This window comes from Allobosea sp. NPDC003192 (genome assembly GCF_050275675.1).
Lineage (GTDB): Bacteria > Pseudomonadota > Alphaproteobacteria > Rhizobiales > Beijerinckiaceae > Allobosea.
The window spans coordinates 119,861-138,062 of sequence record NZ_JBNNPK010000010.1; the positions used below are offsets into that span (position 1 = coordinate 119,861).

Annotated in this window: 15 protein-coding genes; 7 read left to right on the top strand and 8 right to left on the bottom strand. The window is 66.0% G+C overall.

The annotated features are described in order from the left end of the window. Nucleotides 1-51: 51 nt before the first annotated feature. A complete protein-coding gene (argE, locus tag ACQKLX_RS15535; protein WP_427362465.1) occupies nt 52-1,194 on the top strand; it encodes an acetylornithine deacetylase in 1,143 nt (380 codons plus the stop codon). A 4-nt stretch (nt 1,195-1,198) separates the two neighbouring features. Here argE and ACQKLX_RS15540 read toward each other — a convergent pair whose 3' ends face one another. Both ACQKLX_RS15540 and ACQKLX_RS15545 read right to left on the bottom strand, forming a co-directional pair. Next, nucleotides 1,199-2,521, bottom strand: a complete 1,323-nt coding sequence (locus ACQKLX_RS15540; RefSeq protein ID WP_427362466.1) for an NAD(P)/FAD-dependent oxidoreductase — start codon at nt 2,519-2,521, stop codon at nt 1,199-1,201. An 89-nt stretch (nt 2,522-2,610) separates the two neighbouring features. Next, nucleotides 2,611-3,939, bottom strand: coding sequence for an NAD(P)/FAD-dependent oxidoreductase (locus ACQKLX_RS15545; RefSeq protein WP_427362467.1), 1,329 nt, complete (start codon nt 3,937-3,939; stop codon nt 2,611-2,613). A gap of 279 nt (nt 3,940-4,218) precedes the next feature. Between ACQKLX_RS15545 and ACQKLX_RS15550 the strand changes: the two genes are divergently transcribed. Genes ACQKLX_RS15550 through ACQKLX_RS15565 form a run of 4 tightly spaced genes read left to right on the top strand, consistent with a single transcriptional unit; the run spans nt 4,219 to nt 8,524 of the window. Beyond that, nucleotides 4,219-5,901, top strand: coding sequence for a peptide ABC transporter substrate-binding protein (locus ACQKLX_RS15550; protein ID WP_427362468.1), 1,683 nt, complete (start codon nt 4,219-4,221; stop codon nt 5,899-5,901). Between the two features lie 60 nt (nt 5,902-5,961). Further along, a complete protein-coding gene (locus ACQKLX_RS15555) occupies nt 5,962-6,918 on the top strand; it encodes an ABC transporter permease (RefSeq protein ID WP_427362469.1) in 957 nt (318 codons plus the stop codon). After that, nucleotides 6,915-7,814: an ABC transporter permease gene (locus ACQKLX_RS15560; RefSeq protein ID WP_427362470.1), complete on the top strand. Its 900-nt coding sequence runs from the start codon at nt 6,915-6,917 to the stop codon at nt 7,812-7,814. The genes ACQKLX_RS15555 and ACQKLX_RS15560 overlap by 4 nt, the downstream gene beginning before the upstream one ends. Next, entirely contained in the window at nt 7,811-8,524 is a 714-nt protein-coding gene (locus ACQKLX_RS15565) for an MOSC domain-containing protein (protein WP_427362471.1), read from the top strand. The genes ACQKLX_RS15560 and ACQKLX_RS15565 overlap by 4 nt, the downstream gene beginning before the upstream one ends. 10 nt (nt 8,525-8,534) lie before the next feature. On the opposite strand, the gene ACQKLX_RS15570 is transcribed toward ACQKLX_RS15565, so the two are convergent. The 4 genes from ACQKLX_RS15570 to ACQKLX_RS15585 all read right to left on the bottom strand — a co-directional run bounded on the left by ACQKLX_RS15570 (nt 8,535) and on the right by ACQKLX_RS15585 (nt 14,421). Continuing rightward, nucleotides 8,535-10,538, bottom strand: coding sequence for a hydantoinase B/oxoprolinase family protein (locus ACQKLX_RS15570; RefSeq protein WP_427362472.1), 2,004 nt, complete (start codon nt 10,536-10,538; stop codon nt 8,535-8,537). Nucleotides 10,539-10,540: 2 nt separating this feature from the next. After that, nucleotides 10,541-12,592, bottom strand: a complete 2,052-nt coding sequence (locus ACQKLX_RS15575) for a hydantoinase/oxoprolinase family protein (protein ID WP_427362473.1) — start codon at nt 12,590-12,592, stop codon at nt 10,541-10,543. A gap of 90 nt (nt 12,593-12,682) precedes the next feature. Continuing rightward, nucleotides 12,683-13,600 carry a LysR family transcriptional regulator gene (locus ACQKLX_RS15580; RefSeq protein WP_427362474.1) on the bottom strand — a complete coding sequence of 306 codons (918 nt, stop codon included), beginning with the start codon at nt 13,598-13,600 and terminating at the stop codon, nt 12,683-12,685. A gap of 440 nt (nt 13,601-14,040) precedes the next feature. Then, nucleotides 14,041-14,421 (bottom strand): hypothetical protein, encoded by a 381-nt coding sequence (locus tag ACQKLX_RS15585; RefSeq protein ID WP_427362475.1) that lies wholly within the window; start codon nt 14,419-14,421, stop codon nt 14,041-14,043. 243 nt (nt 14,422-14,664) lie between these two features. On the opposite strand from ACQKLX_RS15585, the gene ACQKLX_RS15590 reads away from it, so the two are divergent. Next, on the top strand, nt 14,665-15,327 hold the full coding sequence (locus ACQKLX_RS15590) for an acetyltransferase (RefSeq protein ID WP_427362476.1): 663 nt from the start codon (nt 14,665-14,667) through the stop codon (nt 15,325-15,327). Nucleotides 15,328-15,332: 5 nt separating this feature from the next. After that, a complete protein-coding gene (locus ACQKLX_RS15595) occupies nt 15,333-16,235 on the top strand; it encodes a glycoside hydrolase family protein (protein WP_427362477.1) in 903 nt (300 codons plus the stop codon). A 15-nt stretch (nt 16,236-16,250) separates the two neighbouring features. Here ACQKLX_RS15595 and ACQKLX_RS15600 read toward each other — a convergent pair whose 3' ends face one another. Then, complete coding sequence (locus tag ACQKLX_RS15600) at nt 16,251-16,991, bottom strand: WbqC family protein (protein ID WP_427362478.1); 741 nt, start codon at nt 16,989-16,991, stop codon at nt 16,251-16,253. Then, nucleotides 16,988-18,145, bottom strand: a complete 1,158-nt coding sequence (gene rffA / locus ACQKLX_RS15605; RefSeq protein ID WP_427362479.1) for a dTDP-4-amino-4,6-dideoxygalactose transaminase — start codon at nt 18,143-18,145, stop codon at nt 16,988-16,990. The genes ACQKLX_RS15600 and rffA overlap by 4 nt, the downstream gene beginning before the upstream one ends. Nucleotides 18,146-18,202 lie beyond the last annotated feature (57 nt).

Consider the following 18,202-nt stretch of genomic DNA (forward strand, 5'->3'; position numbering starts at 1 on the left):
GCCGGGCCGCCTCGCCGAAGTTCGGTCGAACCAACCCTCAAGCGAATCCTCATGACCGTCGAAACCATTCTCGCCGATCTCGTCGGCTTTCCCTCCGTCTGCCGCACGCCCAACGGGGCGATCATCGAGCATGTCCGCGCCTATCTCGCCGGTCATGGCGTCGACAGCGTGATCGTGCCTGGGCCGGAGGGCGATCGCGCCAACCTGTTCGCCACAATCGGGCCGAAGGTCGAAGGCGGCGTCATCCTCTCGGCCCATCTCGACGTGGTGCCGGCGGCGCCGGAGGGCTGGGCCGGCGATCCCTTCAAGCTGCGGCGCGACGGCGAGCGGCTGATCGGGCGCGGCGCGGTCGACATGAAGGGCTTCGCCGCTTGCGTGCTGGCGAGCGTTCCCGCCCTTGTCGCCAGGAAGCTGGCGCGGCCGGTGCACATCGCGCTGTCCTATGACGAGGAGGTCGGCTGCGTCGGCGTGCGCCATCTGATCGCGCGCCTGCCGGAGCTGTGCCCGCCCGTGCTCGGCTGCATCGTCGGCGAGCCGAGTGGCTTGCGGCCGGTGCTGGCCCATAAGGGCAAGATCGCCCAGCGCGTCACCGTCCACGGCAAGGCCGGGCATTCCTCGCGCACCGATCTCGGCGACAACGCGATCCACTACGCCGCCGGCCTCATTGCCGCGATCCATGAGGAGGCACTGCGACATGCCGCGCAGGGGCCTTTTGCCGAAACTTTTGCGCCGCCCTATTCGACGATCCAGGTCGGCGTGATCAAGGGCGGCACCGGCATCAATATCGTGCCGGCGCAGTGCGTCTTCGAGGTCGAGGCCCGCGCCATCGCCGGGCAGGAGCCCGCTGCGCTACTCGGCTTCCTGCCCGAGGTTGCTGAGCGGATCGCGCGCGAGGCCGCCGCGACCGGGCACAAGGTCGCGTTCAGCTTCGAGACCATGAGCGACTACCCGCCGCTCGCGCTCGACGAGAGCGATCCGCTGGTTGCCTTCACCGAGGCGGCCTCTGGCCAGGGGCGCCAGGCCGCCGTCAGCTACGGCACCGAGGCCGGCCGTTTCCAGCGCGCCGGCATCGCCGCGATCGTCTGCGGGCCGGGCGATGTCGACCGCGCCCACAAGCCGGAAGAGTACATCACCGATGCCGAGCTGGCCGGGGCGATGGCGATGATCTCACGCGTCGCCGACCGGCTCTGCTGAGCCGTTAGAACTCGCCGATCGCGCCGCGGGAGCCGTCGACGAGGCGCGAATGCCTGAACGGGCGCGGATCGACGATCGGCGTATCGCCGGTGGCGAGATCGGCGGCGAGATGACCGGCGGCGGGGCCGAGGCCGAAGCCGTGGCCGCTGAACCCGGCCGCCAGCACGAAGCCGGAGAGGCCTGCGACCGGCGAGATCACCGGCACGGCGTCGGGCGTGGAATCGATATAGGCGCCCCAGCTTTCGCGCACGGCGACGTTCTTGAGAGCCGGGAACATCGCATGAGCGCGCTCCAGCAAGGTTGCCATCGCGCGCCGGCTCGGCGCGGGGTCGAGCACGCGGATCGTCTCGAAGGGCGAGACCTCGTCGAGCTTCCAGCTGCCGAAGGCTTCCGGGCCCTTGAAGAAGGAAGAGCCGATGCCGAGCTCGACCGCCTTCAGCCGCTTGACGAACATCGGCAGGAACTCGCGGGCATAGCGCAGCCCCTGTGGCGTGATCTCGAGTGTGCCCTTGCCGCTGATCGCGACCGTGTAACTGCCGTCGAGGCGGCGGGTCAGCGCGATCTCCGGGGTGTAGAAGGCGTCGAGGAAGTGAGGCGCCGGTTCGGTGCGCAGGCTGGTCGCGCGGATGCTCGCCTGCGGGAAGGCGATGCCGTGGCGGCGGCAGAAGGCCGAAGCCCAGGCGCCGCCAGCGAGCACGACTGCATTGGTCCGGATCGTGCCCTTCTCGGTGACGACGCCGGTGACGGCGCCGTTGGTGACGTCGAGCCCGCGTGCGGCGCAGCTCTGGTGCACGCTGGCCCCGGCGCGGCGGGCACCGTCGGCCATGAGCGGGGCGGCCAGAGCAGGCTCGGCCTTGCCGTCGGTGACGGAGTGCAACCCGCCGAGCCAGCTGCGGCCGCTGGCGGCGGTCATCGCCGCGGTCTCTGCTCCGGTGAGCATCATGGTCTCGACGCCGAAGGCTTTTGCCGTCTCGCGCCAGCGCTCCCATTGCGCCAATTGCGCGGCGTCGTTGGTGGCGTAGACGAGGCCACAGCGACGGAAACCGCTGTCGCGGCCGAACTCTTCGCTCAGCTTCTCCCAGAGCTCCATGGCGCGGATCGCCAGCGGCAGTTCGCGGGCGTCGCGGTTCTGCTTGCGGCACCAGCCCCAGTTGCGGCTCGACTGTTCGCCGCCGACCACGCCCTTCTCGACCAGCGCCACCGAGCGGCCGCGCCGCGCCAGATAATAGGCGGCCGCCGCGCCGACGATGCCGCCGCCGATGACGACGACATCGGCTGCCGCGGGCAGTGCCGGGCTGCTGGCGATGCGTTCGATGGTCAGTGGCATGGAGGGCTCCGGAGGCGGCCATGCCACGAAGCGGCACGGCCAGGGATGTCCCGATGCGGCGGGACGATGCGGTTAGGAGAAGGCTTGCGTCACATCAGGCCGGGCTCGCCGAGGTCAGTCCCGTCGACGAGGCGGCTGTAGCGATAGGGGGTGGGATCGACGATCGGGGCATCGCCGGCGACGATGTCGGCCGCGAGCCGCCCCGCCGCCGGGCCGATGCCGAAGCCATGGCCGCTGAAACCGGCGGAGACATGCAGGCCCGGCAGCGGATCGACCGCCGAGATGACCGGCACCCAGTCCGGCGTGAAGTCGATCAGCCCGCCATATTTGTGCTTGATCTCGACAGTGGCGAGCTGCGGGAAGATCTCGCCGAGCCGCTTCTTGGCGAAGCTGATCAGCTCCTCCTGCGGCGGCGGATCGTAGGTCCGCATCTTCTCGAAGGGCGAGACCGTATCGTTGCTCCAGCGCATCAGCGCTTCCGGGCCGAAGAAGAACGACTTGCCGGCCCGGATCGTCAGCAGGTTGTGGCGCTTCTTGAAGGTGCGCCAGAACGGCTTGGCGTTGAGCATGCCGTGCGGCGAGAGCTCGAGCAGGCCGCGCCCGCTGATGCCGACGGTGAAGCCGCCATCGACCCGGCGGCGGATGGTGAGATCGGGCGTCGAGATCCCGCCGACGGTGATCTCGGGGGCCGGCCCGGTGAAGAACGAGGTCGACTTGATGCCGGCGAGCGGCATGCGGATGCCGTGGTGGCGGGCGAACATCGCCGTCCAGACGCCGCCGGAGAGCAGCACTGTCGAGGTCCTGATCGTGCCCTTCTCGGTGACGACGCCGGAGACGCGGCCGGCCGCGGTCTCGAGGCCGCGCGCGGCGCAATCCTGATGGATGGTGACGCCGAGGCGGCGGGCCGCCTGCGCGATGGCGGGCACGGCCATGGCCGGCTCGGCGCGGCCGTCTGTCGGCGAATGCACGCCGCCGATCCATTCGCCTTTGGCGTGCGGCGCCAGATCGCGGGCTTCCCGGGGGCTCAGCATGCGCGTCTGCATCTGGTACTGGCGGGCCTTGTCGCCCCAGCCCTCCCAAGCCTCCAGATCCGACTTGCGCGTCGTCAGATAGGTCAGGCCGGTGCGGCGGAAGCCGACATCGGCGCCGACTTCCTCGGAGAGCCCGTTCCACATCTCGACCGCCCGCATCGCCAGCGGCAATTCGCGCAGATCGCGGTTCTGCTGGCGGCACCAGCCCCAGTTCCGGCTCGACTGCTCGCCAGCGAGATAGCCCTTCTCCACTAGCGCGACCGAATGGCCCTTCTTCGCCAGGTGATAGGCGGCGGTGACGCCGGCGACGCCGCCGCCGATGACCACGATGTCGGCCGCGGCGGGCAGGGCTTCGTCGCTTTGGACGCGGTTGACCGGTGGCGACATGCGGCGTGGTCCTTGGCGGAGAGCGGTCGTGCCGGCGGCGTGGACCGAGAGCGGGAGGCCGATATTCAAGCCTGAACCGTCTGGAACCCTATGCCAAAGGAAGGGTGCGATTCGGCAGATTGTTTTGGTTGCCCCGGCACAGGACGGTGACCATCGCCGGTCGCCTGCTGCCTATCATGGGGTGGGCCGACAGCGGGCGGCCCATGCGGCGAACTGCCAGGCAAAAGGCGGCGACCGTGCAGCGGCCGCACAAGGCCGTCGACAATGAGGGGATCAACGATGACCAAGCCGTCCATCAAGGCGTCCGGCCTTGCTCTGCCTGCCCTGCATCGCCGCGAGGTCCTGGCGCTCGGCGCCGGCGGTCTGCTCGCCGCCTCCGGCCTCGGCGCCCGCGCCCAGGGCAAGGCGCCCCCGCCGCCGCCCGCCAAGCCTAGCGGCCAGGTCGTGGTCGGCTTGTCGCAGGAGCCGACCGCCTTCAATCCGCTGATGCCCGGCATCGAGGTCGACGAGACCGTCTGGATGCAGGTCTTCAACACGATGTGGCTGGCCCAGCCCGATGGTTCGCTGGTCCCCGACCTCGCCGCGGAAGTACCGAGCGAGGCCAATGGCGGCATTTCTGAGGGCGGCCTCGCCTGGAAGGTCAAGCTGCGCGAGGGCATCACCTGGCATGACGGAGCGCCGTTCACCGCCGAGGACGTCAAGTACACGCTCGAACTGATCAACGCGCCGGGCTTCAAGGCGCGTACCCGTGTCGGCCATTCGCTGGTCAAGGACATCAAGGTCACCGGCCCGCTGGAGATTTCCTGGCGCATGGAGAAGGCCTATGCGCCCTATCTCGCGCTGCTCTCCAATACCTTCATCGTGCCCAAGCATCTGCTGGAGAAGGCGGCCGATCCGAACACGGCGCCGTTCAACGGCGCGCCGGTCGGCACCGGCCCGTTCAAATGGGGCACGCGCACGCCGGGCGACAACATCCAGCTCGTCGCCAACGAGAAATACCACGGCAAGGGGCCGTATCTGGAGAAGGCGGTGCTGAAATACGTGCCGGACCAGACCGCACTCTATGCCCAGTTCCGCACTGGCCAGGTCGACCTGATCATCGGCACCGGCATCCCCGCCAATTTCTACGCTGAGGCGATCAAGCTGCCGGGCCGCAAGGTGGTGAAAATCCCGAGCGCCTCGCTCGAGGTGCTGATGCCGAACCTCGAGCATCCGGCCCTGTCGGACAAGGCCGTGCGCAAGGCGCTCTACGCCTCGATCAACAAGCAGGCGATCATCGACATCGTCTTCTACGGCTTGCACATCCCGACCGAATCCTTCATGCCGCAGGAATCCTGGGCCTATGACCCGAACCTGCCGAAGCAGGTCTACGATCCCGCACTCGCCGGCAAGATCCTCGACGATGCCGGCTGGAAGCGCTCCGGCTCGGGCGTGCGCATGAAGAACGGCGTGCCGCTCGAGTTCGCGGTCTCGACCACGACGGGCGCGGCGCTGCGCGAGCAGTGCCAGCAGCTGATGCAGCAGGACTGGCAGCAGATCGGCATCAAGATGGCGATCAACAACATGCCTGCCGCCGTGATCTGGGGCGAGTTCTACACCCGCTCGAAGTTCCAGTCGCTGCTGGTCGGTACCGCCTTCCGCACGGTGATCGATCCCGATCCGGCGCATCGCTTCGGCTCGGATGCGATCCCGGCCAAGAGCGGCAACGGCGCCAACCAGATGCAGTGGCAGAACGCCGAGGCCGACGCGCTGATGAAGCAGGGCCAGGAAACCTTCGACATGGCGAAGCGCAAGGAGATCTACCAGAAGCTGCAGGTGCTGGTGCGCGAGGAGCTGCCGATCCTGCCGATCTACCAGTACGCGCCGGTCGAGGGCTACAAGGAGGGGCTGATCGGCTACCAGCCCAACATCAACGCCAGGCAGAACACCTGGAACATGGGCCAGTGGTACTGGGCCAAGTGACGTGGTGCGCGATCTGAACCGCGCCGGCATGACGCCGGCGCCGGCCGGGAGGAGGGCGCCATGATTGCCTTTCTCCTGCGCCGGCTCGGGCAGTCGCTGCTCCTGCTGCTGATTGTCTCGGTGATCGGCTTCGCCATCCTGCATTTGGCGCCGGGCGGACCGATGTCGCAGTTCGCCGCCGGCGGCGACATGACCCAGGCCGATCTCGACCGCATCGCCGAGCAGCTCGGCCTCAACCGCCCGCTGCCGGTGCAGTACGTCGAATGGCTCTGGCGCATGCTCTCAGGCGACTGGGGCGTGTCCTATCGCGACCAGCAGCCGGTGCTGCACATCATCGCCTCCCATCTCGGCGCGACGCTGGAGCTGATGCTGACCTCGACGCTGCTCGCCATGGTGATCGGCGCCTGGGTCGGTATCCTCGGCGCGATCCGGCGCTATTCGCTGTTCGACTCGCTCGCCACGATCGGCGCGATGATCGCGCTCTCGATCCCGACCTTCTGGTTCGGCCTCGTCATCATCTATGTCTTCTCGGTCGGGCTCGGCTGGCTGCCCGCCGGCAACCGCTACACCATGGGCGACGGCTCCTTCCTGAACCAGGTGCACCACCTGATCGGCCCCTGCATCGTTCTGGCGCTGGTCTCGACCGCGGTCTGGAGCCGCTACATGCGCTCGTCCATGCTGGAGGTAGTCAACCAGGACTATATCCGCACCGCCCGGGCCAAAGGCGTGCCCGAGCGGCAGATCCTGATGCGCCACGCCCTGCGCAACGCGCTCTTGCCGATGATCACCATCACCGGCCTGCATGTGCCGACTTTGCTCTCCGGCGCGCTGGTGACCGAGACGGTCTTCACCTGGCCGGGCATGGGCCGGCTCTTCCTCGATTCGATCAGCTATCGCGACTACCCCGTGGTCATGGGCATCCTGATGTTCACGGCCGTGCTCGTGCTGCTGGGATCGCTGCTCGCCGACCTGCTCTACGGCGTCGCCGATCCGCGCATTTCGAGGAGCGGGCGATGAGCGGCGTGCCCTTCACCAGCACGGTCGAGCCGGCGCTGCCGCCGGCGCCCGGCTTCTGGAACAGCCCGGGCCTGCGCCGTTTCCGGCGCCACAGGCTCGCGGTCTTCGGCGCGGCGACGATCGTCTTTCTGACGCTCGCCTGCATCGTCGGCCCGTGGCTGTTGCCCTACACCGACACCTTCATCGATATCCGCAACCGCTTCGCGCCGCCGTTCTCCGGCCCGCATGTGCTCGGCACCGACCCGCTCGGCCGCGACATCCTCGCGCGCCTCCTGATGGCCGGGCGGATCTCGCTGGCGGTCGGCTTCTCGGCCATGGCGATCGCGATGGCGATCGGCATCGTCGTCGGCATGGTCGCCGGCTTCTACGAGGGGGCGCTCGGTGCGGCGCTGATGCGTTTCGTCGACGCGATGCTGTGCTTCCCCTCGATCTTCCTGCTGCTGGCGATCTCGGCGCTGATCTCGCCCTCGGTGCCGTCGATCATCCTTTTGATCGCGATGACCTCGTGGATGGAGGTCGCCCGCGTGGTCGAGGCGCAGATCCGCTCGCTGAAGACGCGCGAATTCGCGCAGGCGGCCGTCTCCTTCGGCGCGAGCAACCGGCGCATCATGGTCCGCGAGCTCCTGCCGAACGCGATCGCGCCGATCGTCGTCGCGGCGACGCTCAACGTCGCCCATGCGATCCTGGCCGAGAGCTATATCTCCTTCCTCGGCTTCGGCATCCAGCCGCCGACGCCGAGCTGGGGCAACATGCTCGAAAGCGCCCAGAGCTATCTCACCAGCGCGCCCTGGCTCGCCATCATCCCCGGCGCCGCGATCACGCTTGCGGTCACCAGCTTCAACTTCATCGGCGACGGCCTGCGCGACGCGCTCGATCCGCGGATGGACGGCCAGTGACGGGGCAGGTCGTCGAACTCTGGCGCTACCCGGTCAGCTCGATGGCCGGTGAGCAGTTGGCCCAGCTCCACGTCGAGGCTGACGGTGTCGCCGGCGACCGGATCTGGGGGCTGCTCGACGCTGCGACCGGCCGCATCGCCTCCCCCGGCCGTGAGAAGCATTTCATCGGCGTGCCGCGTGCCCATGCCAAAGCCATGGGGGAGGACATCGCCCTCTCGCTCGATGGCGAGTGCTGGGCCGGGCCGCAGGATGCGGAACTGCTGGAGGGCCTGTCGCAGGCCTTCGGCTTCATGCCGCTGTTGAAGCCTTTCGACGCGGTCGGCTCAGGCGGGTTTCGGCCGCGCTACGAGCATGCGCCGATCCACCTCGTCACCAGCGCGGCAATCCGCAGCCTCGAACGGGAATTGCCCGGCAGCGTCATCGATGCCCGCCGCTTCCGGCCGAACATCCTGCTCGACTGGCCCGATGAGCTCGATGCCATCCCGGAGCATGGCTGGATCGGACGCGAGATCAGGATCGGGGACGTCGTGCTGCGGGGGCGCGAGCCCTGCGGCCGCTGCGGCTTCATCACGATCGCGCAGGACGGCCTGCCCCAGGACGTCGAGATCCTGCGGACGGTGGTCAAGCGCCACGAACGCAATTTCGGGATCTATTGCGACGTGGTGACGCCGGGCGAGATCGCTGCAGGCGCGACCGTTACCGTCAGCTGAGGACAGGCGGCTACTCGGCTGCCTGCGCCATCTCGGGGATGTCCTCCCCGACCGCCGGGATCTGCGGATAGTCCCGCCGCACCGCGGCAAAGGCCGCGGCCACGTCGAGCTTGCCGGCAGCATCGCGCATCACGGCGAAGAGCTTGGTCTTGGTGAAGAAGCGCCAATGCACCGGCAGGCTGGCCAGCAATTGCGTCAGTCCGGCATAGTTCTCAGCCGTCCAGACCTGCTCGAAGGCGTCCCGCTCGGGGCCGAAATGGAAATGCGTCCTGTGGGCGTGTGTCCTCAGCTCAGCCCGCAGCGCAGCCGTCGCCTCGGGATCGACGGCGCCCGCCTCGATCACCACGCCATAGAGCGTCCGTGCAGCGTCAAGGTTGACATAGCCGCGCTCGACATCGAGCAGGACCCGCTCCGGTTCGCGTTCCAATGGCGAGCCGCGTCCGCCGCCGCCCGGCGAATGGATGTGGATCACATCGCCGGGCTCGGCGACGGCGATGTCGGTGTTGCCGAGCACGCGCTCGTTCGGGCGGCCGGGATTGATGATGAAGTTCGAGGTCTCGGCGGAGAGGCCGCCGAGCGTGCCCCAGGGCCGGAAATGCGAGCGGTCGCGGTTGCGCACGGTGATGCGCGAGTTCGGCGAGAACACCTTGAACTCCATCACCGTCGCAAGCCCGCCGCGCCAGCGCCCGGCGCCGCCTGAATCCGGCTGCAGCCCGTAGCGCATGAAGCGGATCGGCACCTCGGTCTCGGTGATCTCGATCGGCGTGTTCTTGAGATAGGCGGCGTCGGCGCCCGAACCGTTCGGCCCGTCGCGATGCGGCATGCCGCCGCCGCCGCCGACCACAGGGTTGATCGCCGCGATGACGCTGCGGTGCGTCTTATCGTCGGTGGTCATCACGTTGACGATCGAGCTGGAGCCGGCTGGAGCCGCCGGCAGGCGTTCGGGCGCGGCGAGGCTGAAGGCGCCGAAGATCAGGCTGCGAAGCCGTGCGCAGGTCAGGCTGCGCATGCCGACCGCCGCCGGGAAGGACGGATTCAGCACCGTCCCTTCCGGCGCGATGCAGGTGAAGGGCCGGGTCAGGCCGGAATTAAGCAGGAGCTGCGGGTTCAGCGTGTAGAGCACGTAATAGACGCCGACGAGCAGCAGCGTATGGCGCGGGTCTGAGCCGGTCGGCACGTTGAGCGAGGAGCCGAGCTGCGGGTCCGATCCCGTGAAGTCGAGGATCGCCTCGTCGCCCTTGATCGTCAGCGTCAGCGCCAGCCGGCAGGGATTGCCGTCGACGCCGTCCTCGTCGGCATAGTCGGAGAAGAAATACTCGCCGTCCGGGATCGAGCGCAGGATCTCGCGGGCCTGATGCTCGGCATAGTCCATCAGCCCGTCGAGCCCGTCCATGAAGCCCTTGGCGCCGAACTTGGCGACCATCGCCTGGATCTTGCGCTCGCCGGTGTTGAGCGCGCCGGCCAAGGCCTTGAGGTCGCCCATGTTGAGCGCGGGCTTGCGCACATTCATCATCATGATGCGCAGCACGGTCTCGTCGAAGGCGCCGTCGCGCATCAGCGTCATCGGCGGGAAGCGGATGCCCTCCTGGTGGATCTCGGTCAGCGAGCGCGACAGGCTCGCCGGCACCGCCCCGCCCATGTCGGTATTGTGGACATGGCCGCCGACGAAGCAGACGATCTCGCCCTCGTGAAAGATCGGCTTCCACAGATGCGTGTCGGGCGCGTGGGTGGCGAGGTAGCCGCTATAGGGGTCGTTGGTGAAGGCGATGTCGCCCGGGCGATACTCCGGCACCATCGCGATGGCGCGGTTGTAGTTCATGCCCGGATACCAGGTCGCGCCGAGATCCATCGGCACGGCGACGACGCGCCCGGTGCGGTCCATCACCATCACCGTGAAGTCCTCCGTCTCCTTGACGAAGGTGGAATGCGCCGTGCGGTAGAGCGTGTAGGCCATGTTCTCGGCGGCGGCCCGGCAATGATTGGCCAGGACCTGCAAGGTGACCTTGTCGACCATGATCAGGCTCCCTCGCGCAGGATGAGATGCAGGTTGAGGAAGGCGTCGACCTCAGCCTCGAAGCCGGCAGGAATGCAGATGGTGGTGTCCTCCTGCGCGACCACGGCCGGGCCCGAGAAATGCTGTCCGCAGCGCAGCGCCTCGCGCTGGAAGAGCGCGACCTCGCGCTCGGCGCCGTCGAGCCAGACCGTGATGAGACGCGCCGGGATCGCCGCCTCGTCGACCGCCTCGCTCGCCGGGGCAAGCTCGGGCCGCGGCGTCGCGCCGGTGACGACGAGGCGCAGATTGACGATCTGGACCTCGGCCGCCTCGTCGTTGAAGTCGTAGATGGCGAGGTGCTGACGGTGGAAGGCGGCGCGGATCGCCGCGAGGTCGCCCTCGACCAGCCAGCTCTCGGAGAGCGGTACCTCGATCTCGAAGGACTGGCCGTGATAGCGCATGTCGGCGCTCAGGCTTTCGACGACAGGCCCGGTGAAACGCTGGTCCTCGCGAATCCAGGCGAGCCCGTCGCGCTTGAGATGAGCCAGTGCCGCACGCAGTTGCGGCAGCGAAGCGGGTTCCGCCGCGGCGAAGACGCTCTGGATGAAATCGCCCTTCAGGTCGGCGATCAGCCCGCCCAGCGCGCTGACGACGCCGGGGCGGCGCGGCACCAGCACGCGCGGTATGCCGAGCTCGCGCGCCAGGAAGCAGCCGAGCATCGGCCCGGCGCCGCCGAAGGGCATCAGCGCGAAGTCACGCAGGTCGACGCCATAGCGTGCGACGAGCTTGTTGACCTCGACGAACATCTCGGAGACGGCGATGGCGATGATCGCCTCGGCGGTCGCCTCGGCGCTGCGGCCGAGCATCGCCGCGACCTCGCCGACGACCTTCTGCGCCAGGTCGCGGCGCATGCCGATCTGGTCATAGGCGAGGGCGGTGTGGCCGAGGAAGCCGCAGGTCGCCATCGCGTCGGTGACGGTGGCGCGGGCGCCGCCGCGGCCATAGCAGGCAGGGCCGGGGGTCGAGCCGGCGCTTTCGGGGCCGACCTTGAGCACGCCGAAGGCATCGGCCCAGGCGATCGAGCCGCCGCCGGCGCCGATCGAGGTGACCGAGACGCTGGGAACATAGAGCGGGAAGTCGCCGACGACCTCGCCGGTGCCGAATTGTGGCTGGCCGTCGATGATCAAGGCGAGGTCGGCGCTGGTGCCGCCGATATCAAGGGTGAGGATGTTCCTCGCGCCAGCTTGCTCGGCGAGATAGGCCGCGCCGATCACGCCCGAGGCCGTGCCGGAGAGCAGCATGTTGACGCAGGCGCGCTTGCCGGTCGCGGCGTTCATCACGCCGCCATTCGACTTGGTCAGCATCGGGCCGGCCGGTACGCCGCGCGAGGCGAGCGCTTCCTCGAGCGCGTCGAGATAGCCGCAGACGCGCGGATGGACATAGCCGTTCAGGATCGCGGTGGTGGTGCGCTCATATTCGCGGATCACCGGCCAGACCTCGCTGGTGCTGAAGACGAAAAGCTCCGGCGCCAGTTCGGCGATCAGAGCGCGCGTTTCTACCTCGTGGGCGGGATTGCGATAGGCGTGCAGGAAAGAGACGATCACGCCGTCGACGCCGCGCGCCTTGAGCTTCTCGACCGCATCCGAGAGCGCGTCGCGGTCGAGCGGCTCGGCGATGCTGCCGTCGGAGAGAATGCGCCCGCCGACGCCGAAGACGCGGTCGCGCGGGATGAGCTGCTCCGGGCGCGCGCAGAACAGCGAATACATGTCGGGCATGCGCAGCCGCGCCAGCTCGATCACGTCCTCGAAGCCGGCGGTGGTGATCAGCCCGAGCCGGCTGCCCTTGCGCTGGATGATGGTGTTGATGCCGACCGTGGTGCCGTGGACGAAGGAGACGATCTCTTCCGGCGGCACGGCATGGCGCGCGTTCAGGAGGTCGAGCCCGGCGAGAAGCTCGCGGCCCGGCGCGTCGGGCGTGGTCAGAACCTTGATCGTCTCGACGCGGCCGCTGCCGGTCTCGAGCGCACAGAAATCGATGAAGGTGCCGCCGATGTCGACGCCGATACGCCAGCTCATGATGGGCCCGCTCAGGAAAGGACGAGCCAGTTTTGGAGAGGGTGCCTCCCGGGGTCCAACACCAAAACGGCGATGCCGGATAAGTCGCCCTTATGCCTGCGGCGCTGCCGGCGCTGGCCGGTCGAGATCGAGCTGCTGGCAGGCCGTGCGGATATGATTGCGCAGCAATTCATGGCTGCGCGAGAGCGGCCGGCGCGTGCTGGTCAGCAGGCAGAGCGGCAGGGAGACATGCGGCTGGAACGGGCGCGTCACCAGGCCGGGGAAATTGTGCCAGGGCAGGAGCCCGTCGACCACGGCGACACCGAGCCCCTGCTGCACGAAGGCGAGCGCGATGATCGAGACGTCGATCTCCATCTCCGGCCGGAAGGGCAGGCCCTGCTTGGCCAGCGCGTCGCGCAGCAATTGCCCGGGCAGGGATTCGGCGCGGTAGGAGATCAGCGTCTCGCCATCGAGATCCTCGGCGCTGACGGAGTCGCGCTCCGCCAGCGGATGCCCGGCCGGGAGGACGCAGACCACGCGGGTGTAGCCGACCACCTCGGTCTCGATGAAGGGCGTGGGCTGGTCCATCATGGCGATGCCGAGCCCGGCCTGGTCGCGGTCGAGCATGGTGAGGATGACCTCGGCCGGCACGACATAGGAGCGCACGCGCGTATTGGGATGCGCGGCGCGGAAATGGCGCAGCGCCTCCGGGACGAAGGAGAGGGACGGCGGCGCCGAGGCGGCGAGGCGCACGAGACCGGCCTTGCCATGACGCAGGTCGCGCGTGCGCCGCCGGAGCATTTCGAGGTCGCCGAACAGGCGCTCGACCTCGGGGTAGATCTCCTCGGCCTCGGGCGTCGGGATCAGCCGGCCCTTGACGCGCTGGAACAGCTTGAAGCCGAGCTCGTCCTCGGTGTGCAGCAGGATCTGGCTGAGAGCCGGCTGCGAGACATTGAGCGCTTCGGCCGCGCCGGTCAGCGTGCCGCAGCGCATGACCATGCGGAAGACTTCGATCTGGCGTGCACGCATAGTGCGATCCTAGGGGCGGCTGTGCTGCCTGTCAGCTGTTGCCGTTATCGAAGCTGTCAAGCGCCAACGGATCGGCCGCGCTATTAATAGCGACAGCTGTTCGAAAGCGGACTGTCTCCATGACGGCCAGGGGCCAGGTACGGCCGGAGCCGAACTCAGTAGGCGCCGAAGGTTGAACCCGCCAAATCTCCCTGTAGTCCACTGGCTTGAATGGCATATCGCCTTTCGAAGGCGGCTCGCGCAGGTACCGGTCATGATCCCGCGGCAATGAAGAGAGCCGCTTGAATTTGAATAGCTATGCGCAATTTGAGGCTTTTCACGAGCTTGGGTGCTGAATCACAGGCAAGCTCGTGAAAGGCCTCCTCGGTATGCGTCTAAATCTGACTGCGCCGTAACGAGTTGACGGCCGAAGTGTCTCATGTGCGCTGGCGAGGGCTTCTTCAGGCGTTTAGCCATCCAAGCCAGGCCGCCCCGGAAACGATGACCATGATCGCCGCAAATTTGGCCAGTGACAGATGTTCGCCCAGCAGCATGAAGGCGCCTATTGACGCAACCGGGGCGATGAGCGCCGACATGGGCAGCATCAGGCTGAGTGGCAGCCGCATCATCGCGAGATACCAACTCAAGAAACCGACAATCAGGAACACGCCTCCAATCCACATGGACTTGTCCCCCAGGATGGCGAGAGCCGTATTGGCAATGCTCAGTCCAATCTCGGACGAGGCCGACAAAGCCGTGAGACGGGCCTTGAATATCAGCTGCGAGATGGAGACGGATGCCAGCGAAATGGCCAAGGCGATGAACGAAGCAGTCTGCGACATCGTTGCTCCACTATGTCGGATACGAGACCGAGCCAAGACGGTCTTCAACGCGGTTTGCCGCTTATGCTATGTTTTTAGTTGAGGCGCGCCTGTTAACTTGCTCTGAGGCAAAACTGGCAGGTCGAGTCGAGCCTCCCATTGCATCTTTCCGTGGCTGCGAAACATGACGGGATTGATCCTCTTCCCACTTCGTGACACAGGGAAGCGGTCCATGCCCGGCTGGCCTGATGGAAGGAGAATCTCTTGCGGAACGTTGTCGTTTTCGGTGCGGGGATGACCGCCGAACTGGCTGCGTTCTATCTGACTCATGACGCCGGGCGCGCGGTTTCTGCGTTCACTGTCGATGCGGCTCACAGTCCTGGCCCCGTTCTTCACGGTCGACCGGTGGTGCCGTGGGAAGAGATAGAAGGCTGTTTTCCTCCGGATACAACAGAAATATTCGTCGCTATCGGCTATGCAAGGCTGAATAAACTGCGTCGTGACAAGGTTGCTGAGGTGCGGGCGAAGGGCTACCAGGTTAGCCACTACGTCAGTACACGAGCGACAACCTTCGTTGATTTCACGCCGGCTGCAAATCAATTCATCCTAGAGAATAATACGATTCAACCCTTCGTTCGTATCGGCGAGAACGTAACTCTCTGGTCCGGAAATCATATCGGCCATCACAGTACAATAGGCGAGGATACGTTCATCGCCTCGCATGTCGTGGTCTCGGGCGGAGTTACGGTCGGTCCACGCTGTTTCATTGGCGTCAACGCAACCATTAGGGATGGCGTCACTATCGGTGCGGATTGCGTGATCGGTGCTGGTAGCCTGATCCTGTCCGATATCCCGGACAATGCAGTCCTCTCTCCTTCGGCCACTGAGATTTCCAAGGTGCCGAGCTTCCGCTTGCGACGGATTTAAGCGACATGGCATGGCGTAAACTCGGGCAGCTGTTCGTGCCGAATAGCACTCACCCGGCTCTCGTCAGCCATAGTGCTCTGCCGGTCCCAGCTCATCTGTCGGGCGATCTGTTCCGAATATTCTATTCGGGTCGCGACAGTTCGAATAGATCATCGGTAGGTTCGGTGGTTGCGCGCATATCGGAGCAGCCGCGGATCGAGGAGAGCTCACCAGAGCCGCTGCTCTTGCCTGGTTCGCTTGGTGCCTTCGACGATGCTGGCGTAGGTGTCGGATCGATCGTGCGAGGGCAAAGCGAAGACCGACTTTATTACATGGGCTGGAACATCGGCGGCTCGGTGCCGTGGCGCAACGCGATCGGGGTCGCCGTCGGCAGTGCGAGTGAAGGTCGGTTCGAGCGCTTGTCCGCAGGCCCGGTTATGGATCGCGACCCCGTCGACCATTTCAGCCTCTCCTATCCCTGCGTCCTGAATAATGGTCCTGACCAATGGGAGATGTGGTACGGCACCCATATCGAGTGGGGAGCTGAGAAGGCGGACATGTCGCATGCGATAAGGCGTGCGATCAGCGCTGATGGCATCACTTGGAAGCGTTCGCCGCAGATCGTGGTCGATGTGGAGCCTGGCGAGGTGGCCGTCGTGCGTCCCAGCGTCCACCGCACGGGCGATGGATATCGCATGTGGTTCGCACGTCGAGGCCACGGGGCTTACGACATTGCCTATGCCGTTTCCCGGGACGGTATCAATTGGCTCCGCAAGGACGCGAAGTTTCCTATGCCGGAAGCTGAGGGCTGGGAAGGTGGTGCCGCGACATATCCCGCCGTGTTCGATCATGGCGGCCGGCTTTGGCTGCTCTACAACGGAGCTGGCTACGGCAAGACGGGCTTCGGCCTTGCTGTCTGGGAAGCCTAGGAGACGCCCGGTACGTTACGACGCCGATTGGATTGCTGCCCCATTGTCGCTGTACAGGATCCTCCTGGTTTGATCGAAGCCTGCATTTAGCAATGTGTCGATGATCGACACTGCCGGCGCGAACTCGCCCCAGAGTTGCGCGTACGGCGCCGCGAAGCGCTGGTAGTTAATCCACTCCACCTCCGCTCCCACCTCGTGGAAAACGCGCTCGTCGAGATAGGTTTTTGCCGCCGGGCCCGAAAGGTAGACATTTGCGCCGACGGCCGAGCATAGCTTCGCCAGCCGTACTGTCGGATCCATGGCCGCCATCTCTTCGGCAGGCAGGATATCGACGTCACGCAGCAGCCGAGTCTGGATTCCGAGCCTGGCACAGATCGCAGCTGTCATGCCCATGTTGATTTCAGATAGAAGCTCTTGCGTATCGGTCGCCTCGAAAAGGCCGGCGACAAAGGGAAAGACCTCGTCGAAATGGGCGGCACGACGATACGACATTTCGATCGTCTTCAGATGGGCTCGCCACCATCCAGGTTCAGCGACGCGGATCTGATAGATCGGCGTGTGGTAATGGCCTTTCTGTGCCACCGGCACCGACAGCCAATGCACCCCCTGGGCTGTCTTGATGGTGTTGCGGGTTCGCCAGTCGCGCCGCGTGAACTGGACGCTGTCGAAGAATACGAAGGTTTCGCAAGCTGCGATCGCGCCGAAATAACCCCGCCACGGAATGTAGCTGGACTGAATAATCGCTACACGGCTCATCCCAGTGAGCGTCCGAAGAATGCAGAAATCGCCCCCGCGACGCGCCGGACATGATCATCAGTCAAAGTATAATAGAGCGGCAACCGTAGCAGTGTGTTGCTTACACGCTCCGTCACGGCCAGATTCCCGGAGGTCCGCCCGTATTTGCGCCCGGCTGGTGCCGAATGCAGCGGGATGTAATGGAAAACGGCATTGATCCCGTGCGCGGTGAGATGCCGGATCAGGTCGGCTCGAACCGGCTCCGATTCGAGCAGCATCCAGAAGATGTGACCGTTGACTTCCGCCCCCGAGGCGCGTGGCAAGGTCACCAGCCCCTCCGTTGCGAGTGGCGCAAGCAGATCGTGGTAGAGGTCGTAGACCTTTCGTCTGCGCTCGCAGATCGCGTCGGCTAATTCGAACTGCGCCATCAGGAATGCGCTGACCAGCTCGCTGGGGCAGTATGAGGAGCCAATGTCTTGCCAGGTATATTTGTCAACCTGACCGCGAAAGAACATGCTGCGATCGGTACCTTTTTCGCGGATAATCTCGGCGCGATTGAGTAGTGTCTCGTTGTTGAGGATGAGTGCGCCACCTTCTCCGGAGATGACGTTTTTCGTCTCGTGAAACGAGAGGCAGCCCAAATCGCCGATGGTTCCGAGGGCCTTGCCTTTGTAATGAGAGAGATGCGCCTGAGCGGCATCTTCGACAACGATCAGCGAATGGCGTTGCGCAATGGTCATGATCTCGTCCATCGCGCAGGCTAACCCGGCATAGTGGACAGGGACGACGACGCGCGTGCGCTCGGTGATTGCGGGCTCGATCAACGCCGGATCAATGTTCAGCGTGTCGGGGTCGATGTCGACGAAAACTGGAGTCGCGCCGCGCAGGACGAAGGCTGTTGCTGTCGCCGAGAAGGTGAACGAGGGCATGATCACCTCGTCGCCTGGTCCGACATTCGACAACATGGCAGCCATTTCAAGCGCGCCAGTGCAGGAATGAGTCATGAGCGCGCGCCGAGCCGAGAGAGTGGTCTCGAGCCATGCTTCGCAGCGCTTCATGAAGGGCCCGCCACCGGCGATCGTGCCATTCCGGATAGCTTGCTCGATGTAATCGAACTCCCGTCCGACGATTGCGGGACGGCCGAATGGAATCTTCTCGCTTAGCAACTCGGTCACCGTCTCGGTTCCACAAAAAGCATTGCGCCGGTGGCCGAGAGTCTGTGCTGCGGTACG